This window comes from Yoonia sp. 67-2 (genome assembly GCF_035117555.1).
Taxonomy (GTDB): domain Bacteria; phylum Pseudomonadota; class Alphaproteobacteria; order Rhodobacterales; family Rhodobacteraceae; genus Yoonia.
This window is the reverse complement of the sequence record NZ_JAYKPK010000005.1, coordinates 216,474-241,563: the sequence shown is the minus strand read 5'-3', so window position 1 is coordinate 241,563 and position 25,090 is coordinate 216,474. Positions and strand designations below refer to the sequence as shown.

Sequence of the window (25,090 nt, the reverse complement as noted above, 5' to 3'; positions counted from 1 at the left end):
CTCTTGATTAAGCTGTTAAGATCGTACACCTGCGATAAGAAAATGTCACGGGGAATAGTCGCCTTAAACTGGCTCTACATATTTAATGGAAGGTTCCCTAAACCCCCAACCGATCCCTTAACGCATAATACCACGACCCCATCATCGAGTACGGCACCCGGAACATCCGCCCGCCCGGGAACGGATACCACGGCACTTTGGCGAACACGTCGAAACGGGCGCGGTCGCCGGCGACGGCTTCGGACAGGATGCGCCCGAAGGTGTGCGAGCCCGTCACCCCATGCCCGCTATAGCCATGCGCGAAATAGGTGTTGTTCCCCAGCCGCCCCATCTGCGGCACGCGGCTGAAGGACAGGGCGAAATTCCCGCTCCAGGCGTGCTCGACCTTCACGCCTTTGAGTTGCGGATAGACCTTTTCCATCGCGGGGCGCAGTTTCGCCTCGACATCCGCGGGATCGGTGCCGCCATAGACGGTGCCGCCGCCAAAGATCAGCCGTTTGTCGGCAGACAGGCGAAAATAATCGAGGATGTAGCGGACATCCTCGACACATTTATCCGTTGGCAGCAATTCATCGGCCACGTCGCCCAAGGGGATTGTCGCCATCATCTGGGTGGACACCGGCATCACCCGCGCGGTCAGGGCGGGGATCACATGGCCGAGATAGGCATTACCACACAGCAGCAGCGTGTTGCAGGTCATCGTGCCGTCGCGGGTGCGGACCACGGGTTTGGCGGCGTCGGTATCGGCGCTGATGACGGGGGATTGTTCATAGATCACACCGCCAAGGGATTCGAACGCCGCAGCCTCGCCCAGACACAGGTTCAGCGGGTGCATATGCCCGCCGGTGTGGTCGATCATGCCGCCTGCATAGACGTCGGACCCGATATGGTTGCGCAATTCGGATTTCGACAGCATGTCCTGATTGTGCAGGCCGTAGCTGGCCCAGAGGGTGCGGCGTTCTTCGAGTTCGCGCATATGGGCGGCGGTCAGGCCGGTGAAGATATTGCCCTGTTTGAGATCGCATTGGATGTCATAGGTGGCGACACGTTCGCGGATAATCTCGCCACCTTCCTGCACGAGGCCCGCGACGAAATTGGCGGTGTCCTGGCCATAGCGTTTCTTGATCGTTTGCAAGCTGGCGTTCAGCCCGTTGACGATCTGCCCGCCGTTGCGGCCCGATGCGCCCCAGCCCACACGCGCGCCTTCGATGATCGCGACCTTATAGCCTTTTTCGGCCAGATGCAGGGCGGCGGACAGCCCGCTATAGCCCGCACCCACAACGCAGATGTCGATCTGGTGGTCGCCTTGCAGTTTCGGCCGGTCTGGCGACGGATTGGCGCTGGCGGCGTAATAGCTGGTGGTGTGTTTGGTTTCGCCAGATTTGGCAAAGGTTTCGATGGCCATAGAACGCTCCGCTTTCACACCGCGACAGGCGGCGCATCACTTATGATCTGCGCCGCCCCCGGTTTGCAAGGGGCGAAAGGGCCGCAGCGGGTTTAGCCCTTGGCATAGCCAAGAGGTTGCAGGGCGGCTCTGATCTCATCAAGGATCGCGGGGTCATCGATGGTGGCAGGCAGTTTGAAATCCTGATTATCCGCGATCTTGACCATCGTCGCGCGCAGGATCTTGCCCGACCGCGTTTTGGGCAGGCGATCCACCACGGCGACCAGTTTGAAGGCGGCGACAGGGCCGATCTGGTCGCGCACAGCATTGATGACTTCCTTGACGATTTCCGCATGGGGCCGGTCGCAGCCTTTGTTCAGGCAGACAAGGCCAAGCGGTAGTTGCCCTTTCAATTCATCCCCCACGCCGATCACGGCGCATTCGCCGACATCGGGATGGCCCGCCAGAATTTCCTCCATCGCGCCCGTGGACAGGCGATGCCCCGCGACGTTGATCACGTCATCGGTGCGGGCCATGATATAAAGATAGCCGTCATCGTCGATCATCCCGGCATCGCCGGTTTCATAATAGCCGGGGAAGGTGGTCAGATAGGATTTCACAAAGCGGTCTTCGGCATTCCAGAGCGTCGGCAATGTGCCGGGCGGCAAGGGCAGTTTCACCGCAATCGCGCCGAGCGTGCCGGGGGCGACAGGATGGCCCGCCTCATCCAGCACCTGCACGTCATAGCCGGGCATGGCGACGGTGGGGGAGCCGATCTTGACCGGAAGCGCCTCAACCCCCGCAGGGTTGGCGGCGATGGGCCAGCCGGTTTCGGTCTGCCACCAATGGTCATAGACGGGGACGTTCATGACGCGCTGCGCCCATTCAATCGTATCGGGGTCGGCGCGTTCGCCCGCGAGATAGAGGCCCCGCAGGCAGGAGATGTCATAGTCCTTGATCATCGCGCCGGTCGGGTCTTCCCGCTTGATCGCGCGAAAGGCGGTGGGGGCGGTGAAGAAGGAGCGGACGTTATGTTCCTGGATCACCCGCCAGAAGGTGCCGGCATCAGGCGTGCCGATGGGCTTGCCTTCATAGACCAGCGTCGTGTTGCCGTGGATCAAGGGCGCATAGCAGATATAGGAATGGCCGACGACCCAACCCACATCCGACGCGGCCCAGAACACATCGCCCGGATCGACGTTATAGATCGCCTTCATCGTCCAGTTCAGCGCCACCAGATGCCCGGCTGTCGGGCGCACCACGCCTTTCGGCGCGCCGGTGGTGCCGGAGGTATAGAGGATATAGGCCGGGTGATCCCCCGCGACGGGGACGCATTCGGCAGGGGTCACGCCCTCTTGCACCTGATACCAGTCATGATCTCGGCCCGGCACCAGATCGGCCTTGGCGTGATCGCGTTGCAGGATGACGCAGAATGCGGGCTTATGCTTGGCCGCCGCAATGGCAGCGTCCAGCAGCGGCTTATAGGCGATGACCCGCCCCGGTTCGATCCCGCAAGAGGCGGCGATGATCGCCTTGGGCGTCGCATCGTCGATCCGCACGGCGAGTTCATGGGCGGCAAAGCCGCCGAAAACCACTGAATGGACAGCCCCCAAACGCGCGCAGGCCAGCATCGCCTCCAATGCCTCTGGCACCATCGGCATGTAGATGATGACGCGGTCGCCTTTTTCGACGCCCTGCGCGCGGAGCGCCCCGGCGAGCGAAGACACGTTTTCCAGCAATTGCGCATAGGTGACGGTGCGTTTGGTATCGGTGACGGGGCTGTCATAGATGATCGCCGCCTGATCGCCGCGCCCACCCGCGACATGGCGGTCCACGGCGTTATAGCAGGTATTCACCTGCGCATCGGCAAACCAATGATAAAGCGGCGCGCGGCTGACATCGAGCGCCTTTTGCGGCGCTTTCACCCAATCGATAGCTTTCGCCTGTGCCATCCAGAACCCCTCGGGGTCCTGCCTCCAACCTGCATAAAGCTCTGCATAGCCCATTCCTCGCGCTCCTCCCAAAACCGCTGTCGCAATCTTGTTACGCGTGAGGGGCAGGTGGCGCAACAAAGCAAGCGCCGGGAGCGGTGGGTGGTGTCAAGAAATTGACAACCCCTCGCTTTGTTGGAAATACTCCCCGCGCGGAGCGCATAGTATCTTTTAACGATCCGTTGGCCGCGAATGTTTTGTCCAATATTCCTTGATCCAGCGCACCGGGAAATAGCCGAATTTTTCGGGCGATCCCCAGCGTTTGAACGGGCCTTTGGTCATATCCTCGGGGTTCGGGACGCCGTGAAAGATCACGACAAAGGTGTCTGGCCGCCTTATCGGGCGGACCAGATTGACCGGGACATGATAGGCGAGGTCTTTTTTGAAACTGATCATCCAGCCGATAGGCCAGCTTTGCCGGTCATGGGCGTGATGGTGGATGAAATTCTGGTCATTGCCGATATGCGCGAGTTCGGCATAGCTTTTGTCGCGGAACATCTCGAACAGGTGGTCCTGTGTGCCCGCGATGAAGCCCACGACAGATGAATTGGACAGCAAAGGCTTGCCAAACACCTTGGGAAACCAGCGCGGCAATGTGTCGGGGATTTCGCGGATGATATGCAACCCGCCTTTGGCGCGCAGATGATCAAACAGCGGGGTCAGATCGCGCAGGACGACGACATCGACATCCATCATGATGACAGGTGTGCCGGGGGCAAACAGGCCGGGCGCAAAGGCGGTCAGTTTCGGCCACATGCCGTTTTGCCAATCCGCGCGGTCCATCGCGAAAGCGGGCAGGGGGATCGGCTCAATCCCCTCTGCCAGACCATCGGCATCATCAGTCAGGCAGACGAAACGGAACGGGCTCTGCATCACGTCCCGCAGAGCGCGATACAGGATATTGGTATAGCGGCAAGGATAGCCCTTGCCCCATTTGAAGCACAAAAAGACCGGCGTCAGATCAGCCATAATGCGCGACAGGCGTGCCCGCGATGGCGGACATGTTCAGCAAGCCGCGCGCGGTGATGGCGGGGGTGACGATGTGGCAGCGGTTGCCCATGCCCATCAGGATCGGCCCAACCTCGAGCCCCGCGCCTTTCATTTTCAGGATGTTGCGCACGCCGGATGCCGCATCGGTATTGGCGAAGACCAGCACATTGGCCGCGCCTTGCAGGCGAGAGTCAGGGAAAATCCGGTGGCGCAGATCCATGTTCAGCGCCGCATCGACATGCATTTCACCTTCATAAGCGAAATCACGCGGCTGGCTGTCAAGGATCGCAAGGGCCGCACGCATCCGCCGCCCGGTGTCGCAATCAAGGTTGCCGAACTGGCTGTGCGAACAAAGCGCGATATTGGGTTCCAGCCCGAAACGGCGCACATGACGCGCGGCACCGATCACGGTCTGGGCGATCTGTTCGGGTGTCGGTTCCGGATGGACTTGCGTATCGGCGATGAACAATGGCCCGTCTTCAAGGATCATCAGCGACAGGGCGGCGACAGGATGCAATGAGGCCGTGCCCAGAATCTCGGTGATATATTTCAGATGCCAGAGATATTGACCGAAAGTGCCGCAGATCAAACTATCTGCCTCGCCGCGCTGCACCATGACCGCACCGATGGCGGTGGTGTTGGTGCGCATGATCGCCTTGGCCAGATCGGGCGTGACACCGCGCCGCGCCATCAGATTGTGATAGGTTTCCCAGTAATCGCGGTAGCGGGGGTCGTTTTCGGGGTTCACGATGTTGAAATCCACACCGGGGCGGATTTTCAGACCCGCGCGTTCGCAGCGGGTTTCGATCACATCGGGACGGCCGATCAGGATCGGGGTTTCGGTGGTTTCTTCCATGATCGCCTGGGCCGCGCGCAGCACGCGTTCATCCTCCCCCTCGGCAAAGACGATGCGGCGCGCGGCAGTGCGCGCGGCCTGAAACACCGGGCGCATGATCATCGCGGATTTGAAGACGGAGCCGTCGAGCTTGACCTTATAGGCGACCAGATCATCAATCGGGCGCACGGCGACGCCGGTTTCCATCGCGGCCTTGGCCACGGCCCCGGCGACGACGCCCATCAGGCGGGGATCAAAAGGTTTCGGGATCAGGTAATCCGCGCCAAAGGTCAGTTTTTCACCGCTATAGGCAGCGGCAGCCTCTGCACTTGTCGTCGCGCGGGCCAGCGCCGCGATACCTTCGATACAGGCGATCTTCATTTCATCGTTGATTTCGGTCGCCCCCACATCGAGCGCGCCGCGGAAGATGAAGGGGAAGCACAGGACGTTGTTGACCTGATTGGGGTAATCAGAGCGCCCGGTCGCGATGATTGCGTCGGGGGTGACGGCGCGGGCGGCGGCAGGGTCGATTTCCGGGCTGGGGTTGGCCAGCGCAAAGATGATCGGGCGCGCGGCCATGCGCGCGACCATGTCGGGCGTCAGCACACCGGGGCCGGACAGGCCCAGAAACAGGTCCGCACTGGCGATCACATCGGCCAATGTGGCCGGCGTGGTGCCTTGCGCGAAGGCGGCCTTTTGCGGCGATGTTTCGCTTTCGCGGCCATGATAGACCAGACCGTCGATATCACATAACCACACATTTTCACGTTTCACACCCAGTTTCAGCAGCATGTTGAGGCAGGCAATGCCCGCCGCCCCGCCGCCGGTGGAAACGATCTTGATATCCGCGAATTTCTTGCCTGCCACGTGCAGCGCGTTGAGCGCGGCAGCCCCGACGACAATCGCCGTGCCGTGCTGATCGTCATGGAAAACGGGGATATTCATCCGTTCACGGCAGATCTGTTCGACGATGAAACAATCCGGGGCTTTGATATCTTCCAGATTGATTGCGCCAAAGGTCGGCTCCAGCGCGCAGACGATATCGGCGAGTTTGTAGGGGTCAGCCTCATTCAACTCGATATCAAAACAATCGATATTTGCGAATTTCTTGAACAGGACCGCCTTGCCTTCCATCACGGGTTTGGAGGCCAGCGCGCCGATATTGCCCAGCCCCAGCACGGCGGTGCCATTGGTGACCACGGCGACCAGATTGCCGCGTGATGTGTAATCGCGGGCGGTGTCGGGGTTGGCTTTGATTTCCAGACAAGCCTCGGCCACGCCGGGGGAATAGGCGCGCGCAAGGTCACGGCCATTGGCCAAAGGTTTGGTCGCGCGGATTTCCAGTTTGCCGGGTTTCGGGAACTGGTGATAATCAAGCGCTGCCTGGCGTTGGCTGTTTGCTGTTTCGTCTGCCATCGTATCCTCCAAAAATATGGTTTAATGTTAAACCATTTCCCTGCCGCAAGGGAACGCTGCCCTGCGATTAATCACGCTTCGGCTGATCTTGCAAATCTTTCCCGTCAATCATGTGACAAGGCGGGGGGTGCCGGGTCTTGCATTGCGCCGCGCCGCGCAGCAATCTGGCCGGAACCAAACAGGAGGTTTCCATGTCCCTGATCGATCAAGCCCGCGCTGTGCGCGAAAACGCCTATGTCCCCTATTCCAAGTTCAAGGTGGGTGCCGCGATCCGCACGACATCGGGGGCGATCTATGCTGGGTGCAATGTCGAAAACGTGGCCTATCCCGAAGGCACCTGTGCCGAGGCGGGGGCGATCGCGGCAATGATCGCCGGCGGGGATACGCGGATTGCTGCCGTGGCCGTGATTGCGGATAGTCCCAAACCGGTCAGCCCCTGTGGCGGTTGCCGTCAGAAGATCGCGGAATTCGCGGATGGTGATGTCGTGGTGACTTTGGCCACGATGGACGGGATCGTGCTGGAAACGACGGTGGCGGAACTGTTGCCTGGCAGTTTTGACGCTGATTACATGAGCCGCGTCTGAGCTTGGACGCGCGCGCGATCATCGCGGCGGTCAGGGCGGGACAGACCCCCGCGCCAGAGGATTTGGCGGCCTTTGCGCAGGGCCTTGCCAGCGGTGCGGTCAGCGATGCGCAGGCGGGTGCCTTTGCCATGGCGGTCTGTCTGAACGGTCTGTCTGATGCGGGGCGTGTGGCGCTGACCATCGGCATGCGCGACAGTGGCGATGTGCTGTCCTGGGATCTGCCGGGGCCGGTGCTGGACAAACATTCGACCGGCGGGGTCGGGGATTGCGTGTCGCTGATTGCAGCGCCCATTCTGGCGGCTTGTGGGGCCTATGTGCCGATGATCTCTGGCCGTGGGCTGGGCCATACCGGCGGCACGCTGGATAAGCTGGAGGCGATTCCGGGTCTGTCATGCCAGGTGGATGAGGCGCTTTTGCGCCGGATCACCCGCGATGTCGGCTGCGCGATTGTCAGTGCCACGGGACAGATCGCACCTGCGGACCGCAGACTTTATGCGATCCGCGATGTGACGGCGACGGTGGATTCCATTGATCTGATCACGGCCTCGATCCTGTCCAAGAAACTGGCGACCGGGCTGGATGGTTTGGTCCTCGATGTGAAATGCGGATCGGGCGCTTTCATGAAAACACAAGGTGAAGCGCGCGCGCTCGCGCAGGCTTTGGTCGATACCGCCAATGGCGCGGGCTGCCGGACCTCTGCCGTGATCACCGATATGAATGCACCGCTGGCCCCCGCGCTGGGCAATGCGCTGGAGGTGGCTGTCTGTATGGAGGTTCTCGCGGGCAATCTGGAGGCCGCGCCGCGTCTGGTCGCGCTGTCACAGGCGATCTGTGTGCAATTGCTGATGATGCAGGGGCAAAGCGAAGCGGATGCGCAGGGCGCTGTCGCCCGCGCGCTGACCTCCGGTGCCGCGATGGAAAGGTTCGCGCGGATGATTGCCGCCTTGGGCGGTCCGCCTGACATGGCCGAGGATTGGCGCACGCATCTGCCGCAAGCGCCTGTCGTGGGCGCTGTTGTCGCCCCGCAATCGGGGTACATCGCGGCGATGGATGGGCAGGCTTTGGGCATGGTTGTCGTCGCCTTGGGTGGCGGGCGGCGGGTGGAAAGCGACCGGATTGACCCGTCTGTCGGGCTGACCGATGTGGTCGGTCTGGGCGATTATGTGGAAAAAGGTCAGCCGCTTTGCACCTTGCATGCCGCGTCTGAAGAGGCCGCAGAACAGGCGGCGCGGGCGGTGCAGGCGGCGGTCACGATTGGTGCTGCGCCAGAGACCGGGCCATTGATCATCGAAAGGATCGGCTGATGCCGCGGGCATTTTTGATTGTGATCGATTCCGTGGGGATCGGTGGCGCGCCCGATGCGGCGCAGTTTTTCAACGGCGATCTGCCCGATACCGGGGCCAATACCATCGGCCATATCGCGCAGGCTATGCCGCTGCATCTGCCGCATCTGGATGCTTTGGGTCTGGGGGCGGCTTTGCAGCTTGCCTCTGGCCTGACGGCACCGGGGCTGGGGGCTGTGCCGACTGGCGCGTGGGGGGCAGCGACGGAAGTGTCGCGCGGCAAGGATACGCCATCGGGCCATTGGGAATTGGCGGGCGTGCCTGTGCCATGGGACTGGCACCATTTCCCGGATGCCACGCCTGCCTTCCCGCCTGACCTGACCGCGCTGATCTGCCAGCTGGCGGGGACGGAGGGGATTTTGGGCAATTGCCACGCGTCGGGCACCACGATCATCGGGGTCGAGGGTGAGGCGCATCTGCGCACAGGTTGGCCGATTTGCTATACCTCTGCCGACAGCGTGTTGCAGATCGCGGCACATGAGGTGCATTTCGGGCTGGAGCGGCTTTATAAGCTTTGCGCCGATCTGGCCCCGCATCTGCATGCGATGAAGATCGGGCGGGTGATCGCGCGGCCTTTCGTGGGGCAGGTCGGCAGTTTTACCCGCACCGCCAACCGGCATGATTACGCGATTGCCTTACCCGGACCGAGCATCTGCGATGATGTACAGGCGGCGGGTGGCAAGGTGCATGGCGTGGGCAAGATCGGGGATATCTTTTCGATGCAGGGCATCGATACGTTGCACAAAGGCGATGATGCAGCCCTGATGGGGCATCTGGCGGGTCTGGTCGACACGGCGGCGAATGGTGATTTCATCTTCACCAATCTGGTGGAATTCGACAGCCTTTATGGCCACAGGCGCGACGTGGCCGGTTATGCCCGGCATCTGGAATGGTTTGATGCCGCTTTGGGCGCGCTTTTGCCGCGATTGCGGGCGGATGATCTGTTGATCGTCACCGCCGACCATGGCAATGACCCGACATGGACCGGCACCGATCACACCCGCGAAAGGGTGCCGGTACTGGCCTATGGTTTGGGCGCGCGGGCCTTGGGGCAGGTCGCGTTTTGCGATGTCGCGGCCAGTATCGCGGATCATTTGGCCGTGCCTTATCGCGGCGCAGGAAAGAGTTTTTTATGAATTTTCAGAATTTGCCAAAGATTGAACTCCACACCCATCTGGAAGGCTCTGCGCCGCCTGATTTCATCCGCATGCTGGCGGCAGAGAAAAAGATCGATATCAGCGGGATTTTCACGCCCCAAGGTGGCTATGACTTCCGCGATTTCGATCATTTCCTGAAGGTTTATGAGGCGGCTTGCACGACCCTGCAAAGCCCCGATGATTTTCGCCGCCTGACCTTGGCCGTGTTGGAAGAGACCGCCAGTCATGGCGTGGTCTATATGGAAACATTCGTCTCGCCCGATTTCTGTGGCGGTGGTGATCTGGCGGCGTGGAAGGATTACCTTGCTGCGATGTCCGATGCGGCGGATGAAGGCGAGGCGCGGTTTGGCATCACGATGCGCGGGATCGTCACCGGCATCCGTCATTTCGGGCCAGAGGCCTGTATTCCCGCCGCCCGTTGCGCCGCTGAAACCTATGGCGGGTTTGTCGTGGGTTACGGCATGGCGGGCGGTGAAATGGCCGGGCGGCCCGGTGACTATGCCTATTCTTTCGACATGGCCCGCGAGGCGGGCTTGCCGCTGACCTGTCATGCGGGTGAATGGGGTGGGGCGGCGATGGTCGCGGAAACCATCCGCGATCTGAAAGTGGCCCGCATCGGTCATGGGATCGGCGCGATTAATGATGCGGGATTGCTGCGCGAGATCGTTGAAAAGGATATCGTGCTGGAGGTTTGCCCCGGTTCCAACGTGGTGCTCAAGGCCGTGCCGGATTGGCAAAGCCATCCGATCAAACGCTTGCGCGATGCGGGGGTGAAAGTCACCGTCTCCACCGACGATCCACCGTTCTTTCACACCACCATGACAGCCGAATATGACATGCTGCACCGGACCTTTGGCTGGGAGGAGGCTGATTTCACAGCGCTGAACCAGATCGCCCTTGCCGCTGCTTTCTGCGATGATGCCACCCGCGCCAAAATCGCCAAACGATTGGAGCCCACCCAATGACCGACCATGTGACCCATGTGACGCACCCTTTGGTGCAGCATAAACTGACGCTGATGCGGCAGAAAGAAACCTCGACCCCGGTGTTTCGCCAATTGCTGCGCGAGATCAGCCAATTGCTGGCTTATGAGGTCACGCGCGGTCTGCCGATGACCATGCGCCGGATCGAGACACCGTTGCAGCCGATGGATGCGCCGGTGATCGATGGCAAGAAACTGGTGCTGGTGTCGATCCTGCGGGCGGGCAATGGGTTGCTCGACGGGATCTTGGAACTGGTGCCAGCGGCGCGGGTCGGCTTTGTCGGGCTATACCGCGATGAAGAAACGCTGCAACCGGTGAAATATTACTTCAAAGTGCCGACGGAATTAGAGGATCGGCTGGTCATTGCCGTCGATCCGATGCTGGCGACCGGCAATTCATCGGTCGCGGCGATTGATCTGCTCAAACAGGCGGGGGCGAAGAATATCCGCTTCATGTGCCTGCTGGCCGCCCCCGAAGGCATCGCGCGGATGCAAGCGGCGCATCCCGATGTGCCGATTGTGACAGCAGCGATTGACAGCCATCTGAATGAACAAGGCTATATCGTGCCCGGTCTGGGCGATGCCGGTGACCGGATGTTCGGTACGAAATAACGCCTAATTGTTGCAGATATTCTGCAGGCTGATCCATTCGCTGTCGGTCATGATCGGCGGCGTGGCCTGGCCGTCCAGCGGGTCCTGCCCCAGATCGGGCGGCGTCACATTGCGCGCGGCGGCAAGGGTCAGGTAGGGGCGATAGGGCAGGTCGGCGGCGGCAAAGGCCTGCCGCAGGTCGCTGATACTGGCGTCGGGCGCGGGGTTGGCAAGGCGGTCATCGGCATGGCGTTGCACCACCTCGCGCGGCAGATCGCCGGTGGTCAGCAGGCCGAAGGTCGCGGCAAGGCCTGCCTCTTGCAGCACAGGTTCCAGCGTGTCGCCGTTGCCAATCGCCGCGCGGCTGGCCAGTACGAAACCGGCCACGGCTGCGGGGTCATCGGCGGCCTGCAACAGCCCGGCATCCAGCACGATCAACCCACCCGGCACCGCCAGCGCGCCTTGCGGCAGATCGGGCACCACGACAATATTCAGCGCCGTGCCCGCGCCAAAGATCCGCGCGGCGAGTTTGCCTGCGGCATCCTGCGCGGTGGTATCGCGGCAGACCTGCCCGGTTTTGGTCTGGATATGGGCCAGCATCGTCGCCCCGATCTCGACCCGTTTCGAGGTTGGCAGCACCGCCAAAGTCTGGCGCATCAGCGCGCCGGGCAACCAGAACACGGCCAGAGCCACGGCCAGCACAATCACCCCCGCGGTGATCCAATGGCGCAGCTTGCCGGGCTGCGGGCGTGATTTGGCCAAGGCTTTGCGCACCTCTTCAATCGCGTCGATCATGATATCATCGGCGATTTCCAGTTCTTCACTGGCTTCGTCATCGGGGGCGTAAAGGGCGGGACGCTCGCCTGTGTTCAGCCGGATCAGCGCAGGCAAGGACCAATGCGCCAAAGGCCGCGCCGCACCATCGGCGATCACCAAAGTGGCGTCGCCAAAGGATATCGTGACCTGCCGGCGCTGTTCATCCGGGCCGGGCCGCCAGAGCCCGTCGCTTTCCAACCGCACATATCGATCAAGAGCTGTCATCTGCCCAATCTGCCCTTTTTTGCCACCTTACGCTGGCTGGCAGATGTTGTCATGCGCGAAAGGGCGGGGGTGAAAACGCCCGCCTATCCGCCATGCCGCAGCATCTGGCGAAGTTCGTATTTCTGGATCTTGCCAGTCGCGGTTTTGGGCAGGTCCTGAAACAGCACCCGTTTGGGGCATTTGAACCCGGCAAGACGGTCGCGGACAAAGGCAATGATCTCTGCCTCGGTCGCGGTGGCGCCGTCTTTCAATTCGACAAAGGCGCAGGGCGTTTCGCCCCATTTGTCATCCGGCTGGGCGACAACGGCGCAGAGGTTGACGGCAGGGTGATGCATCAGCGCCGCCTCAACCTCGACCGAGCTGATGTTTTCGCCGCCCGAGATGATGATATCCTTGGCGCGGTCGACGATTTGCATCGCCCCGCCTTGGTGCTGGACGGCGAGGTCTTCGGAATGGAAATAGCCACCGGCGAAGGCTTTTTCGGTGGCTGCGGGGTTCTTCAGATAGCCTTTCATCACCGCATTGCCGCGCATGACGATCTCGCCCTGCGTTGTGCCGTCATGCGGCACCGGGGTCATATCGTCATCCATGATGGTGACATCCTCCATCACCGGCGATCCGACACCTTGCCGGGCTTTGATCCCGGCTTGTTCATCCTCTGGCAGGGCATCCCATGCCGGGTCCCAGATACACTCAGTCACATGGCCGTAGGTTTCGGTCAGGCCGTAGACTTGGGTGACATGAAACCCCAGTTTGCCGATGGCAGACAGGGTCGCGGGGGCAGGCGGTGCGCCTGCGGTGAAGACGTTGACGATATGGTCAAAGGCGCGGCGATCCTCTGGTTTGGCATTGACCAGCAGGTTCAGCACGATCGGCGCGCCGCCGAAATGCGTGGCCCCGTGATCGGCGATGGCGGCATAGATTGCCTTTGCCGTGATATCACGACTGCAGATCGCGGCGGCCCCCAGCGCGGGCAGCATCCATGTGTGGTTCCAGCCGTTGCAATGAAACAGCGGCACGATCTGCAGGTAGCGCGCGAAAAGCGGCATCTGCCATTTCACCGCATTGCCGAGCGTGATCAGATAGGAGCCGCGATGATGGTAGACGACCCCTTTGGGCCGCCCGGTGGTGCCGGAAGTATAATTCAGCGCAAGGCTTTCCCATTCGTCTTTCGGCATGATCCATGGGAAATCAGGATCGCCGGTGGCCAGAAAATCCTCGTATAACTGGCCGCTGCCGGTGGCGTGGACCCCGGCCTGATCATCGGGGACTTCGATCAGCAGGGGGGCAGGCCCATCCATCCGCTCCATCGCGGCAAGGGCTTGTGGCAGGAACTGGCTGTCCACCAGCAGCACCTTTGCTTCGCCGTGGTCGAGGATATAGGCGATTGTGTCAGCGTCGAGCCGGATGTTGATCGTGTTCAGCACAGCCGCACAGGCGGGGACGGCGAATGTCGCCTCGGACTGCGCGGGGATATTGGGCAGCAGGGTGGCGACAACATCGCCCGGTTGCACACCCGCCTTGACCAAGGCAGAGGCGAGTTGCGACACCCGCCTGTGATATTGCGCATAGGTCCAGCGGGTGCTGCCATAGATCAGCGCGTCGTGACCCGCAAAAATCCTTGCGGCGCGTTGCAGATGCGACAGGGGCGTCAGCGGCACATGGTTGGCGGCACATTTGCCAAGGCCCGTTTCGTCGCGCATCCAGCCCATCTGTGATCCTCCCCCGTGTCGGGTGAGAATTGCTGTGGGCGGGTGACTTGGGAAGCAGAATTATAGGCGCATCCCCGATCAGGGATGCGCCCATTGTCGTCAGGCGGCTTTGGCGGTTTTGTCAAAGCGTTTGTAAAATTCATGGCCTTTATCGGCCATGTCACGCAGCAGGTCCGGTGTTTTGAACCTGTCGCCAAACTGTTCGGTCAGCTGATCACAGCGTTCCGCCGCATAAGGCGCGCCGATGATGTCCAGCCAGCTGAACGGCCCACCCGACCAAGGCGCAAAGCCCCAGCCAAGGATGGCACCCACATCGCCTTCGCGGATGTCGGTCAGCACGCCGTCTTCCAATGCGCGCACGGCCTCCAGCACTTGCGCGAAGAGCAGGCGGTGCTGGACGGTGACCAGATCGGGTTGGTCGTCCGCAACAGGGTATTGCGCGGTCAGACCGTCCCACAGGCCCTGACGTTTGCCTTTGTCATCATAGGCATAGAAACCGGCGTTGGATTTGCGGCCCATACGGTCCTGATCGGCCATCCAGAACAGTACCTCGTCCACCTCACCATCGGGGTAATCGTCGCCCATCGCGGCGCGGGTCGCCTTGGCGATTTTCACGCCAAGGTCGATGCTGGTTTCATCGACCAATTGCAGCGGACCCAGCGGCATGCCGACCAGTTTGGCGGCATTTTCGATCAGGGCGGGGGAGACCCCTTCCTTCACCATGCGGATGCCTTCGTTGATGTAAGGAATGATGCAGCGGTTGGCGTAGAAGAACCGCGCGTCATTGACCACAATCGGCGTCTTGCGGATCTGGCGCACGAAATCGAGCGCTTTGGCGACCGCGACATCACTGGTTTGCTTGCCTTTGATGATTTCCACCAGCAGCATCTTGTCCACGGGGGAAAAGAAATGGATGCCGATGAATTTCGCCGGATCATTGCTGGCTTTCGCCAGTTCGGTGATCGGCAGGGTGGAAGTGTTGGTGGCAAAGATGCAATCGGGGCCGGTGACGGCTTGCACCTTTTTGGTGACCTCGGCCTTGACGGAGGTATCCTCAAACACCGCCTCCACAATCAGATCGCAGTCTTTCAACGCATCATAATCGGTGGTTGCGTTGATCAGGCCCAGAACGGCGGTTTTCTTGTCCTCGGTCGCCTTTTTGCGCGCGATGCCTTTATCCATGTAATCGGCGGTATAGGATTTGCCTTTGTCGGCGGCTTCCTGTTTGGCGTCGATCAGCACGACTTTGATGCCCGCGAGGGCCGAGACCAGCGCGATACCAGCCCCCATCATGCCTGCGCCGATCACGCCGACCTGTTTGACCTTTTGATCGGGCGCATCGGGGCGGTTGGCCCCTTTTTCCAAGGCTTCCTTGTTGATGAACAGGCTGCGGATCATGGCGGATGAGCTTGGGTTCATCAGGACATTGGTGAACCAGCGCGCCTCGATCTTCAGCGCGGTGTCAAATGGGACCAAAGCACCTTCGTAGACGGCAGAGAGCAAGGCCTTAGCGGCAGGGTAGACGCCCATCGTCTTGCCGTTGACCATGGCGGATGCACCCACGAAGGTCATGAAGCCGGCGGGGTGATAAGGCGCGCCGCCGGGCATTTTATAGCCTTTTTCATCCCATGGTTTCACGATCGACGGGCCGGACAGCACCCATGCCTTGGCGGCAGAGATCAACTCGTCCGCTGGCACGACCTCATCGATCACGCCAGCGCGCTTGGCAGCTTGCGGGTCGTTCAGCTTACCTTCCAGCAACAGCGGCGATGCGCCCATGGCGCCTAGTTTGCGGGCCAGCCGCGTGGTGCCACCGGCACCCGGAAAGATGCCGACCTGAATTTCCGGCAGGCCGATTTTCGCCCTGGGGTTATCGGCAGCAAAGATCCGGTGACAGGCGAGCGGGATTTCAAGGCCGATGCCAAGCGCCGTGCCGGGCAGGGCGGCAGCAATCGGTTTGCCGCCTTTGTTGGTCTTGGGGTCCATGCCCGCGCGTTCGATCTTGCGCAGCACGCCGTGCATTGCCATGACGCCGTCGAACAACCCGCGTGCCGGATCGTCGCCTGCGCTGTCTTTCATGCGCGCGATGATGTTCAGGTCCATGCCACCGGCAAAGGAGCCTTCCTTGCCCGAGGTAATGATGATGCCCTTCACGGCATCGTCGGCGAGCGCCTGATCAATCAGCGCGTCCAGATCGGTGAACCCTTGCTGGTTCATCACGTTCATCGATTTGCCGACAGTGTCCCAGGTGATGATGGCCACGCCATCGGCATCTGTTTTGCTTGTGAAATCAGTCATCTTGATCCCCCCTTACACGCGTTCAATGATTGTGGCCGCACCCATGCCGGATGCGATGCACAGCGTCGCAAGGCCGGTGGATTTGCCGGTGCGCTCCAACTCATCCAGCAAAGTGCCGATGATGATCGCGCCTGTGGCACCCAGCGGGTGACCCATGGCGATGGACCCGCCGTTCACGTTGACCTTGTCATGATCGACATCAAAAGCCTGCATGAAACGCAGCACGACGGATGCGAAGGCTTCGTTCACTTCGAACAGGTCGATGTCGCTGATCGACATGCCGCTGTCACGCAGGATTTTCTCGGTCACGGGCACGGGGCCGGTCAGCATGATGGTGGGATCGGTGCCGATCTTGGCGGTGGCGCGGATCACAGCACGGGGTTTCAGGCCCATCGCCTCGCCCCATTCTTTCGACGCGACCAAGACGCCTGCGGCACCATCCACGATACCCGATGAATTGCCCGCATGGTGGATGTGGTTGATCCGCTCGAGATGCGGATATTTCATCAGCGCGATCTTGTCGAAACCGGGCATCACCTCGCCCATCGCCTGAAATGCGGGGTTGAGTGACCCGAGGGTCTGCATGTTCGTCTCTGGCCGCATGTATTCGTCATGGTCCAGAATGGCCAAGCCGTTGATATCACGCACGGTGACGATGGATTTGGCGAAACGTTTGTCATCCCAAGCGGCCTTGGCGCGGCGCTGGCTTTCGACGGCAAGCTGGTCTGCGTCATCGCGGCTGAAACCGTATTCGGTCGCGATGATATCGGCGGAAATGCCTTGCGGGACGAAGTAACTGTCCATCGCAATCGACGGATCAACGGCAATCGCCGCACCGTCCGACCCCATCGCCACGCGGCCCATCATCTCTACCCCACCGGCGATATACGCTTGGCCTGCCCCGCCGCGCACTTGGTTCGCGGCAAGGTTCACAGCCTCCATCCCGCTTGCGCAGAAACGGTTGATCGCAAGGCCGGGGATGGATTGATCCAGATCGGACGCCAGCACCGCCGTGCGTGCAAGGCAGCCGCCTTGTTCGCCGACTTGGGTGACGTTGCCCCAGATCACGTCCTCGACGGCGTGGCCTTCGAGATTGTTACGCTCTTTCAGCGCGTTCAGCACACCGGCGGACAGGCGCGCGGATGTCACCTCGTGCAGGCTGCCATCGGCGCGGCCTTTGCCGCGCGGCGTGCGGATCGCGTCATAGATATAGGCTTCGGTCATTCTTTCCTCCGTTCAGGCCGCGCCGGATAGGGCGCGCGGCATCATGTCATAAGGGTGTTTCCAGCCGGGCCGGGCAGCGATTGCGTCCAGCCAGCGGTCGATCTGCGGATAATCCGCACGGTTGAAGGTGAATTCTTCGGTGTAGAAAAGGTATCCGGCACAGGCGATATCGGCGATGGTGATATCCTCGCCCGCCAGCCAGTTGCGCCCGGTCAGATGGGTTTCTATTACCTTGAGCGCCGAGGCGAGGCGCATGGCAAGAAACGAATTCACATGGGCATTGCGTTTCGCCTCTGGCAGGAAATGCAGGTTGAACCGCAAGGGCCCGGCGATGCCGCTGACCTTGTGGTTGTCGAAAAACATCCAGCGCAACACTTCGCGCCGTTCAGCCGCGGACCGGCCCCCGAGCTTGCCGGATTTGGAACTGATGTAATCCTGAATGACCGCCGATTGTGTCAGCACCAGATCGCCGTCTTCCAGCACCGGCACCTCGCCCATGACGTTGAGCGCGCGGAATTCCGGGTTGCGGGTCGCACCGTTGAAAAAATCGACAAAGACCGGCTCCCAATCCTGATCGGTCAGGGTCAGGGTCAGGGCGACTTTGTAGGCGTTTCCGCTTTCGCCAAAGCAATGGAGTTTCATGGGCATGTAATCTCTTTTCTGCTTTTGGCCCTGCGGGGCCAGATGAGTATTTGGAACAAAGCGAGGGGGCCCTTGCTTTGTTCATTGCTCCTTAACCTATAACGCGCAGGATTACTGCACGGTACAGGCTGGAGAGCCGATGACCGTACAAAGCGAAAGGACCCTGGCCTGTGTTGCTGCGCCCCGGACGCGGGGAACTCTCTCAGGTTCGGGGGACTCTTGCCTTCGCTTTGTACCAAATACTCCCCCGCCGGAGGCGTCTTTGCCGACCGCAGGCGCCGGGGCCTGTATTTTCCCCGGCACCCGCCATTTGGCTTAGAAATTCGCCGCCTTCAGCGCCATAACCGTATCCGCACCGGTATTGATCCGTGCGAGATGCATACCGGTCGCAGGCAGTTGACGCGCCATATAGTAACGCCCGGTTGCGATCTTCGTTTCATAGAACTCGGTGTCAGAGGCACCGGCTTCCAAGGCTTCCATTGCCGCTTTGGCCATCCGCGCCCACATCAAGCCCAAGCAGACATGCCCCATCATATGCATGAAATCATAAGAACCTGCTAACGCATGGTTCGGGTTCTTCATTCCATTTTGCATGAAATACATGCCAGCGGCTTGCAGGTCTTTGGAGGCGGCTTTCAGCGGGCCAAGGAAATCCTTGTTCAGCGCTTCATTGCCTTCGTTTTCCTTGATGAAGGTTTTGATCATCTCAAAAAACGCCATGACGTGCTTGCCGCCGTCAAGGCCGAGTTTGCGGCCCACCAGATCCAGCGCCTGAATACCGTTGGCACCTTCGTAGATCATCGCGATACGCGCGTCGCGGGCGTATTGGGACATGCCCCATTCTTCGATATAGCCGTGACCGCCATAGACCTGCTGCGCGGCAGTGGCGTATTCAAAGCCTTTGTCGGTCAGGAAACCTTTGACGACGGGGGTCATCAGGGAAATCAGGCCATCGGCGTCTTTGTCGTTGTTGCGATGCGCGCGGTCGATCAGGTAAGCGCCCCAATAGGTGAAGGCGCGGGCACCTTCGACAAAGCTTTTCTGATCCATCAGGTTGCGGCGGATATCAGGATGCACGATCAGCGGATCGGCAGGGCCATTGGGGTTTTCGGCACCGGTGACAGCGCGCCCTTGCAGGCGGTCATTGGCATAGGCGACGGCGTTCTGATAGGCGCTTTCGGCTTGCGCGTAACCTTGCAGGCCGACACCCAGACGCGCTTCGTTCATCATGGTGAACATGGCGCGCATGCCTTTGTGTTCTTCACCGATCAGGAAACCTGTCGCTTCGTCATAGTTCATCACGCAGGTCGAATTGCCGTGGATGCCCATTTTCTCTTCGATCTTGCCGACGCTGACGCCGTTGCGCGCGCCAAGGCTGCCGTCGTCATTGACCATGATCTTGGGGACGATGAACAAGGACACGCCTTTGATCCCGTCAGGACCGCCCTGAATTTTCGCCAGCACCAGATGGATGATGTTGTCGGCCAGATCGTGATCGCCCGAAGAGATAAAGATTTTCTGGCCGGTGATCTTGTAGCTGCCATCGTCCTGCGGCACGGCTTTGGTGCGCATCAGGCCCAGATCGGTGCCGCAATGCGGTTCCGTCAGGTTCATCGTGCCGGTCCATTCGCAGGTGGTCAGCTTGGGTAGATATTTTTGTTTCTGCTCATCCGATCCATGTGCATAGATCGCGGAATAGGCACCATGCGTTAGGCCCTGATACATGTTGAAGGCCATATTGGCGGACACGAAAGGTTCCTGTGCGGCGGTGTTCATCACATAAGGCAGGCCTTGGCCGCCATATGCGGGGTCACAATCCATCGATGTCCAGCCGCCGGCCTTCATCTGCTCGAACGCATCTTTGAAGCCAGTGGGGGTGCGGACAACGCCGTTTTCCAGCACGCAGCCTTCCTTGTCGCCGACCACGTTCAGCGGGTGCAGCACGGCGGTCGCGACTTTGCCCGACTCTTCCACCACGGCAGCGGTGAAATCACGGTCGAGGTCGTCGAACCCCGGAATATCCTGTTCGCTGACTTTCAACAGATCGTGCAGCACAAACTGGATATCTTTTACGGGGGCATTGTAAATTGGCATTGATCTCTCTCCCTAAGGTCGTGTCGTGTGGATGGGTCTCCGCGTCAGGCGGCGACCGATTTGTCTTTGGCAAGGCGGGCGAGCTTTTCAGCGCCCCATTCCATCTGCGCTTTCAACTCACCGATGGCTTCGTCCAATTCGGCTTTCTGGGCTTCCATATCCGCCAGATGCTTTTCGGCGAGTTCGTAGGTTTTGGACAATTGCGTCTCTTGCCCGTCATCCATGTGATAAAGATCCAGCAATTGCCGGATTTCTTCGAGCGAGAAGCCAAACCGCTTGCCGCGCAGGATCAGTTTGAGCCGGGCGCGGTCGCGTTTGGTGAACAGGCGCTTCTGACCCTGACGGATCGGAAACAGCAGTTCCTTGGCCTCATAGAAACGCAAGGTGCGTGGGGTGACGTCAAAGGCGGCACACATATCGCGTATATTCATTACATCGGTCATCATCGGGTTTCCTCATGCGGGGCTATGCCATCGCAAGTGCGGATCGTGTCCCAACCTTACAAGCAAAGGTGACGTTAACGTAAACATGACGTGACGTCACAAAACGGGTGACGAAAGGTCAGCAAAAATGCATGGGGTTTCGCGCAATTATCGAAGGCTGCGGTCAGGCCAGGGTTTTGGCAGTATCGTCGCGCAGGCGCTGCAATTCGGCCATGGTTTCATCAAGCTGCGCGCGTTGCTGACGCAATTCTTCCATCTGGCGGTCGGCCAGCGCCACCCATTCATGCATCTGAGCTGTGGTGCCTTCTTTTTCATAGATCAGCAGCCATTGTCGGATATCTTCAAGTGCAAAGCCAAAGCGGCGGCCCCGCAGGATCAGCGTCATCCGGGCCAGTTCACGCGGGCCATAGAATCGCGCCCGGCCTTCTTTTTCCGGTGTCAGCAATTCGATATATTCGTAATACCGCAACGTCCGTGGAGTGACGTCGAATTTGGCACACATCTCTTTGAACGACAGGCGCGGATTGGGCATGACATTCCTCCAAGTGCATAGCGTAGCCGCTACCATAGGCAGGGGCAATGCAGGGATCAATCACGTTTGCAAAGCCCGCCGATGGGCGCTAACCCTTTGGGGTAGGTCCATAGTAAGGGTAACAGCATGTCCGATGATCAGGCCGCCCGCCGTGACAAGATTGCGGCGCAATTCATCGCCTCGATCCCGCATGCGCAGGCTTTGGGCATGCAATTGACCGAGATCGGCGATGGCCGTGCGACGATTGCCATGGATTACGACGCGCGTTTTATCGGTGATCCGGATACCGGCGTCATTCATGGCGGGGCTGTGTCGGCCTTGATGGATACTTGCGCCGGGGCGGCGGTGATGGCGCATCCGGCGGCCCCTTTGGCGACAGCGACGCTGGATCTGCGGATTGACTACATGCGCCCGGCCACGCCGGGTGACCGGATCACCGCTGTGGCGGAATGCTATCATGTGACGCGATCAGTCGCTTTCGTGCGCGCCACAGCGATGGACAGTGATACCGCCCGGCCTGTGGCATCAGCCACCGGGGCCTTTACCATCGAAAGGCCGAAATCATGATCCAGCGTCCCGAACCCGTGCAGGTGATCAAGCAACGCCGCGATGCGATGCTGCAGAAACTGGTGGCACGCGTGCCCTATATGCAATTCCTCGGCATCCAGATCGACCGGCGCGGCGATGAACTGACCGCGATCCTGCCCTATGCGGACAAGCTGATCGGCAACCCGATGCTGCCCGCCCTGCATGGCGGGGCGACGGCGGCTTTTCTAGAGGTCACGGCAATCATGGAACTGACCTGGGCGATGATCTGGGAAGATATGGAGGCGGGCAAGATGACCGAGGATGCCCCTGCCATCACCCTGCCCAAGACGATTGATTTCACAGTCGATTATCTGCGCACCGGCCTGCCGCGCGACGCCTATGCGCGGGCGAGGGTGAACCGGTCGGGGCGGCGCTATGCCTCTGTCCATGTGGAAACATGGCAGGATAATCGGTCGCGCCTGTTTGCACAGGCGACGGGGCATTTCCTGATGCCCCCGCGCAATGGCTGACATTCAGCTTTCACATCGGCGCGTGTTACGGATCGCGGTGCCGATTGTGTTGGCGAATGCGACGGTGCCTATTCTGGGTCTCGTCGATACCGGTGTTGTCGGGCAATTGGGGCAGGCGGCCCCGATTGGTGCTGTGGGGCTGGGGGCGGTGATCCTGTCCGCTGTTTACTGGATTTTCGGCTTTCTGCGCATGGGCACGACGGGTCTTGCAGCACAGGCAAGCGGGGCAGGCGACAGCGATGAAGTGCAGGCCCTGCTGTCGCGCGCTTTGCTGATCGGGCTGGGGGCCGGGGCGGTGATGATTGCCCTACAGGTGCTTATCTTCAACGGGGCGTTTCTGATTGCGCCGGCGAGTGCCGAGGTCGAAAGCCTTGCCCGCGACTATATGGCGATCCGGATCTGGTCTGCCCCCGCCACAATCGCGCTTTATGGCATCACCGGCTGGCTGATTGCGCAGGAACGCACGCGCGGGGTGCTGTTGATCCAAGGGTTGATGAACGGCGCAAATATCGGGCTGGATCTGCTGTTCGTGCTCAGTTTCGGCTGGGGTGTGGCCGGGGTGGCGTGGGCCACCTTCATCGCGGAATGGTCGGGCTTGATCCTTGGCCTGTGGCTTTGCCGGGGTGCATTCGCCGGGACCGCGTGGCGCAGTGTGGCGCGGGTGTTTGATCTGGTCCGGCTGCGGCACATGGCGGCGGTGAATGGCGATATCCTGATCCGATCAGTGCTGTTGCAGGCGATTTTCGTCAGCTTCCTGTTCTATGGTGCTGGTTTCGGTGATGTTGCCTTGGCCGCCAACCAGATCTTGCTGCAATTCCTGCATCTCACCGGCTTCGTGCTCGACGGTTTCGCCTTCGCGGCAGAGGTGCTGGTGGGCAAGGCGCTGGGCGCACAGGCGCGTGGGACATTGCGGCGCGCGGCGCTGATGACCAGCGTCTGGGGGCTGGGCTGTTGTGTGGTGATGGCGGCCTGTTTCGCGCTGTTTGGTGGTGTCGTGATTGACCTGATGACCACGGCCCCGGATGTGCAGGACATGGCCCGCATCTTTCTGCCCTATATGGTTGCGGCCCCGCTGTTGGGGGTCGCGGCATGGATGCTGGACGGCATTTTCATCGGCGCGACGCGGACGGCGGATATGCGCAATATGATGATTGTCTCGGCGATTGTGTATTTCGCGAGCGTGATTCCCTTGATGGCGCTTTACGGCAATCACGGGCTGTGGATCGGGATGCTGATCAGCTTTGTCGCGCGGGGCGTGACGCTTGGTATGAAATATCCAGGGCTGGAGGCCGCTGCCTCAGGTCCAATCCGCGCGACCTGATCCGACCGCATCGGCAAGCGTGGCGAAACCGTCGCGCAGCAATAGGGCATCCAACCCACGGGTTATTTCATCGACCAACGACAAGCCGCCATAGACGAGTGCGGTGTAAAGCTGCACCGCTGACGCCCCGGCGCGGATTTTCTGATAGGCTTGCTCTGCACTACTGACACCACCCACGCCGATGATCGGCAAGTCGGTCAGGCCAGAGAGTTGCGCCAGCACGCGGGTCGATTTTTCGAACAATGGCTGGCCAGACAGGCCCCCGGTTTCCGCCGCATGCGGGCCGTGCAATCCGGTCCGATCCAGCGTGGTGTTGGTGGCGATGATGCCAGAGATACCTGCGGCTTGGGCGACTTCCGCAATCTCGGCGATTTCATCGGCGCTCAGGTCCGGGGCGATTTTGAGGAAGATCGGGATGGGCCTGGCCATATCCGCGCGAGTTTCCATCACGCCGGCGAGCAGGGCAGAAAGCGCCGCCTTGCCTTGCAGATCGCGCAGCTTTTCGGTGTTGGGGGAAGAGACATTGACCGTCGCGAAATCCACATGAGCGCCACAATTGGCCAGCACCGTGGCGAAATCGGCGGCTTTGTCACTACTGTCCTTGTTCGCGCCAAGGTTCAGCCCGATCACGGTGTGCTTGGGGCGCTGGGCGAGCCTGCCTGCAATCGCCTGCATTCCCTCGTTGTTGAACCCGAAACGGTTGATCGCGGCGCGGTCCTGCGTCAGGCGGAACAGACGGGGTTTGGCATTGCCGTCCTGCGGGCGGGGGGTGGCGGCACCGACCTCCAGAAATCCGAAACCGCTGCGGGACAAGGGTGCGATCGCGGTGGCGTTTTTGTCGAAACCCGCGGCAAGACCGATGGGGTTGGGCAAGGACAGCCCGGCCAGATCACAGCGCAGACGCGGGGAGGTGAATGGCCCGCTCTTTGGTCCGAAGCCTGCGCGCAGGGCTTTCAATGCCAAGCCATGCGCGGTTTCCGGATCAATCCGGCGTAGGGCCTTGAGCCCGATCTGTTCCAGCGCTTTCATGCCAGATCCGGCATCACATGCACACCATCCACCAAGGGCAGATCGCGGACCCAGACCACGTCTTCCAGCGTCAGATCGCGGTAAAGATGCGGAAACAGCACGCCACCGCGGGCGGGTTCCCATTTCAGCGGGATGAGCCTGTCTGCCTCGACCGCGAGCAGCACAAGCCCGTCTTCACCTGCGAAATATTTCGCAGTGGTTTCCGCAACCGTCGCAGCGGTCGAGAAATGGATATAGCCATCGGACAGATCGACAGGCGCGCCTGCACTGCGGCCATCGCGCTGCAAAGCGGCCCATTCACTGGCCCGGAATATTTTGTAGATCAACATGAAACCGTCATGCAGGTTGCGTAAAAAATGGTCAAGCATCTTGCGATGGCGATCCATTGCCTGCGGTCGGCTCACGGGCTTTGACTTTGCCGGG

22 protein-coding genes are annotated in these 25,090 nt (G+C 60.6%); 8 read left to right on the top strand and 14 right to left on the bottom strand.

What is annotated here, in order from left to right; translation table 11 throughout:
• Window positions 1-97 precede the first annotated feature (97 nt).
• The 4 genes from VOY09_RS10580 to VOY09_RS10565 all read right to left on the bottom strand — a co-directional run bounded on the left by VOY09_RS10580 (window position 98) and on the right by VOY09_RS10565 (window position 6,616).
• Window positions 98-1,405, bottom strand: a complete 1,308-nt coding sequence (locus VOY09_RS10580; RefSeq protein ID WP_322895429.1) for an FAD-binding oxidoreductase — start codon at window positions 1,403-1,405, stop codon at window positions 98-100.
• A 92-nt stretch (window positions 1,406-1,497) separates the two neighbouring features.
• The gene (locus VOY09_RS10575; RefSeq protein WP_322895428.1) at window positions 1,498-3,390 is read right to left on the bottom strand and encodes a propionyl-CoA synthetase; all 1,893 of its coding nucleotides are present in this window, start codon (window positions 3,388-3,390) and stop codon (window positions 1,498-1,500) included.
• Between the two features lie 156 nt (window positions 3,391-3,546).
• Window positions 3,547-4,344, bottom strand: coding sequence for a hypothetical protein (locus tag VOY09_RS10570; RefSeq protein WP_322895427.1), 798 nt, complete (start codon window positions 4,342-4,344; stop codon window positions 3,547-3,549).
• Entirely contained in the window at window positions 4,337-6,616 is a 2,280-nt protein-coding gene (locus tag VOY09_RS10565; RefSeq protein ID WP_322895426.1) for an NADP-dependent malic enzyme, read from the bottom strand. Before VOY09_RS10565 ends, VOY09_RS10570 begins: the two co-directional genes overlap by 8 nt.
• Window positions 6,617-6,807: 191 nt before the next feature.
• On the opposite strand from VOY09_RS10565, the gene VOY09_RS10560 reads away from it, so the two are divergent.
• Genes VOY09_RS10560 through upp form a run of 5 tightly spaced genes read left to right on the top strand, consistent with a single transcriptional unit; the run spans window position 6,808 to window position 11,294 of the window.
• A complete protein-coding gene (locus VOY09_RS10560; RefSeq protein ID WP_322895425.1) occupies window positions 6,808-7,200 on the top strand; it encodes a cytidine deaminase in 393 nt (130 codons plus the stop codon).
• 2 nt (window positions 7,201-7,202) lie between these two features.
• Window positions 7,203-8,504, top strand: a complete 1,302-nt coding sequence (locus VOY09_RS10555) for a thymidine phosphorylase (protein ID WP_322895424.1) — start codon at window positions 7,203-7,205, stop codon at window positions 8,502-8,504.
• Window positions 8,504-9,679 (top strand): phosphopentomutase, encoded by a 1,176-nt coding sequence (locus tag VOY09_RS10550; RefSeq protein WP_322895423.1) that lies wholly within the window; start codon window positions 8,504-8,506, stop codon window positions 9,677-9,679. The genes VOY09_RS10555 and VOY09_RS10550 overlap by 1 nt, the downstream gene beginning before the upstream one ends.
• Complete coding sequence (locus tag VOY09_RS10545; protein ID WP_322895422.1) at window positions 9,676-10,665, top strand: adenosine deaminase; 990 nt, start codon at window positions 9,676-9,678, stop codon at window positions 10,663-10,665. The genes VOY09_RS10550 and VOY09_RS10545 overlap by 4 nt, the downstream gene beginning before the upstream one ends.
• The gene (gene upp / locus VOY09_RS10540) at window positions 10,662-11,294 is read left to right on the top strand and encodes a uracil phosphoribosyltransferase (protein ID WP_322895421.1); all 633 of its coding nucleotides are present in this window, start codon (window positions 10,662-10,664) and stop codon (window positions 11,292-11,294) included. Before VOY09_RS10545 ends, upp begins: the two co-directional genes overlap by 4 nt.
• Before the next feature lie 3 nt (window positions 11,295-11,297).
• On the opposite strand, the gene VOY09_RS10535 is transcribed toward upp, so the two are convergent.
• From VOY09_RS10535 to VOY09_RS10500, 8 genes are all read right to left on the bottom strand, one after another.
• Entirely contained in the window at window positions 11,298-12,314 is a 1,017-nt protein-coding gene (locus VOY09_RS10535; protein WP_322895420.1) for a hypothetical protein, read from the bottom strand.
• A gap of 83 nt (window positions 12,315-12,397) precedes the next feature.
• Window positions 12,398-14,026, bottom strand: coding sequence for an AMP-binding protein (locus VOY09_RS10530; protein WP_322895419.1), 1,629 nt, complete (start codon window positions 14,024-14,026; stop codon window positions 12,398-12,400).
• Window positions 14,027-14,125: 99 nt separating this feature from the next.
• Complete coding sequence (locus VOY09_RS10525) at window positions 14,126-16,324, bottom strand: 3-hydroxyacyl-CoA dehydrogenase NAD-binding domain-containing protein (RefSeq protein ID WP_322895418.1); 2,199 nt, start codon at window positions 16,322-16,324, stop codon at window positions 14,126-14,128.
• 12 nt (window positions 16,325-16,336) lie between these two features.
• The gene (locus VOY09_RS10520) at window positions 16,337-17,548 is read right to left on the bottom strand and encodes an acetyl-CoA C-acetyltransferase (protein ID WP_322895417.1); all 1,212 of its coding nucleotides are present in this window, start codon (window positions 17,546-17,548) and stop codon (window positions 16,337-16,339) included.
• A gap of 12 nt (window positions 17,549-17,560) precedes the next feature.
• Window positions 17,561-18,196 carry a glutathione S-transferase gene (locus VOY09_RS10515; protein ID WP_322895416.1) on the bottom strand — a complete coding sequence of 212 codons (636 nt, stop codon included), beginning with the start codon at window positions 18,194-18,196 and terminating at the stop codon, window positions 17,561-17,563.
• A 309-nt stretch (window positions 18,197-18,505) separates the two neighbouring features.
• Complete coding sequence (locus VOY09_RS10510) at window positions 18,506-20,284, bottom strand: acyl-CoA dehydrogenase C-terminal domain-containing protein (protein WP_322895415.1); 1,779 nt, start codon at window positions 20,282-20,284, stop codon at window positions 18,506-18,508.
• 44 nt (window positions 20,285-20,328) lie between these two features.
• On the bottom strand, window positions 20,329-20,730 hold the full coding sequence (locus VOY09_RS10505; protein WP_322895414.1) for a MerR family DNA-binding transcriptional regulator: 402 nt from the start codon (window positions 20,728-20,730) through the stop codon (window positions 20,329-20,331).
• Window positions 20,731-20,890: 160 nt separating this feature from the next.
• A complete protein-coding gene (locus VOY09_RS10500) occupies window positions 20,891-21,259 on the bottom strand; it encodes a MerR family DNA-binding transcriptional regulator (RefSeq protein WP_322895413.1) in 369 nt (122 codons plus the stop codon).
• 126 nt (window positions 21,260-21,385) lie between these two features.
• Between VOY09_RS10500 and VOY09_RS10495 the strand changes: the two genes are divergently transcribed.
• From VOY09_RS10495 to VOY09_RS10485, 3 genes are read left to right on the top strand one after another with little or no spacing between them, the layout of a single operon-like run.
• Window positions 21,386-21,826, top strand: coding sequence for a PaaI family thioesterase (locus tag VOY09_RS10495; RefSeq protein ID WP_322895412.1), 441 nt, complete (start codon window positions 21,386-21,388; stop codon window positions 21,824-21,826).
• Window positions 21,823-22,317, top strand: coding sequence for a PaaI family thioesterase (locus VOY09_RS10490; RefSeq protein WP_322895411.1), 495 nt, complete (start codon window positions 21,823-21,825; stop codon window positions 22,315-22,317). The genes VOY09_RS10495 and VOY09_RS10490 overlap by 4 nt, the downstream gene beginning before the upstream one ends.
• Window positions 22,310-23,638 (top strand): MATE family efflux transporter, encoded by a 1,329-nt coding sequence (locus VOY09_RS10485; RefSeq protein WP_322895410.1) that lies wholly within the window; start codon window positions 22,310-22,312, stop codon window positions 23,636-23,638. Before VOY09_RS10490 ends, VOY09_RS10485 begins: the two co-directional genes overlap by 8 nt.
• Here the strand turns inward: VOY09_RS10485 and VOY09_RS10480 are convergent.
• Window positions 23,615-24,667: a quinone-dependent dihydroorotate dehydrogenase gene (locus tag VOY09_RS10480; protein WP_322895409.1), complete on the bottom strand. Its 1,053-nt coding sequence runs from the start codon at window positions 24,665-24,667 to the stop codon at window positions 23,615-23,617. The two genes, VOY09_RS10485 and VOY09_RS10480, sit on opposite strands and share 24 nt — an antisense overlap.
• Window positions 24,664-24,996 (bottom strand): DUF952 domain-containing protein, encoded by a 333-nt coding sequence (locus tag VOY09_RS10475; RefSeq protein ID WP_322895483.1) that lies wholly within the window; start codon window positions 24,994-24,996, stop codon window positions 24,664-24,666. The genes VOY09_RS10480 and VOY09_RS10475 overlap by 4 nt, the downstream gene beginning before the upstream one ends.
• Between the last annotated feature and the right edge of the window lie 94 nt (window positions 24,997-25,090).

Excerpts from the sequence above, each read along its gene's own strand:
- VOY09_RS10525 (WP_322895418.1), bottom strand. The coding sequence starts at position 16,324 with ATGACTGATTTCACAAGCAAAACAGATGCCGATGGCGTGGCCATCATC.
- VOY09_RS10570 (WP_322895427.1), bottom strand. The coding sequence starts at position 4,344 with ATGGCTGATCTGACGCCGGTCTTTTTGTGCTTCAAATGGGGCAAGGGC.
- VOY09_RS10490 (WP_322895411.1), top strand. The coding sequence starts at position 21,823 with ATGATCCAGCGTCCCGAACCCGTGCAGGTGATCAAGCAACGCCGCGAT.
- VOY09_RS10550 (WP_322895423.1), top strand. The coding sequence starts at position 8,504 with ATGCCGCGGGCATTTTTGATTGTGATCGATTCCGTGGGGATCGGTGGC.
- VOY09_RS10510 (WP_322895415.1), bottom strand. The coding sequence starts at position 20,284 with ATGCCAATTTACAATGCCCCCGTAAAAGATATCCAGTTTGTGCTGCAC.
- VOY09_RS10500 (WP_322895413.1), bottom strand. The coding sequence starts at position 21,259 with ATGCCCAATCCGCGCCTGTCGTTCAAAGAGATGTGTGCCAAATTCGAC.
- VOY09_RS10565 (WP_322895426.1), bottom strand. The coding sequence starts at position 6,616 with ATGGCAGACGAAACAGCAAACAGCCAACGCCAGGCAGCGCTTGATTAT.
- upp (WP_322895421.1), top strand. The coding sequence starts at position 10,662 with ATGACCGACCATGTGACCCATGTGACGCACCCTTTGGTGCAGCATAAA.
- VOY09_RS10580 (WP_322895429.1), bottom strand. The coding sequence starts at position 1,405 with ATGGCCATCGAAACCTTTGCCAAATCTGGCGAAACCAAACACACCACC.
- VOY09_RS10475 (WP_322895483.1), bottom strand. The coding sequence starts at position 24,996 with ATGTTGATCTACAAAATATTCCGGGCCAGTGAATGGGCCGCTTTGCAG.
- VOY09_RS10515 (WP_322895416.1), bottom strand. The coding sequence starts at position 18,196 with ATGCCCATGAAACTCCATTGCTTTGGCGAAAGCGGAAACGCCTACAAA.
- VOY09_RS10575 (WP_322895428.1), bottom strand. The coding sequence starts at position 3,390 with ATGGGCTATGCAGAGCTTTATGCAGGTTGGAGGCAGGACCCCGAGGGG.
- VOY09_RS10495 (WP_322895412.1), top strand. The coding sequence starts at position 21,386 with ATGTCCGATGATCAGGCCGCCCGCCGTGACAAGATTGCGGCGCAATTC.
- VOY09_RS10505 (WP_322895414.1), bottom strand. The coding sequence starts at position 20,730 with ATGATGACCGATGTAATGAATATACGCGATATGTGTGCCGCCTTTGAC.
- VOY09_RS10535 (WP_322895420.1), bottom strand. The coding sequence starts at position 12,314 with ATGACAGCTCTTGATCGATATGTGCGGTTGGAAAGCGACGGGCTCTGG.
- VOY09_RS10545 (WP_322895422.1), top strand. The coding sequence starts at position 9,676 with ATGAATTTTCAGAATTTGCCAAAGATTGAACTCCACACCCATCTGGAA.
- VOY09_RS10485 (WP_322895410.1), top strand. The coding sequence starts at position 22,310 with ATGGCTGACATTCAGCTTTCACATCGGCGCGTGTTACGGATCGCGGTG.
- VOY09_RS10560 (WP_322895425.1), top strand. The coding sequence starts at position 6,808 with ATGTCCCTGATCGATCAAGCCCGCGCTGTGCGCGAAAACGCCTATGTC.
- VOY09_RS10530 (WP_322895419.1), bottom strand. The coding sequence starts at position 14,026 with ATGGGCTGGATGCGCGACGAAACGGGCCTTGGCAAATGTGCCGCCAAC.
- VOY09_RS10480 (WP_322895409.1), bottom strand. The coding sequence starts at position 24,667 with ATGAAAGCGCTGGAACAGATCGGGCTCAAGGCCCTACGCCGGATTGAT.
- VOY09_RS10520 (WP_322895417.1), bottom strand. The coding sequence starts at position 17,548 with ATGACCGAAGCCTATATCTATGACGCGATCCGCACGCCGCGCGGCAAA.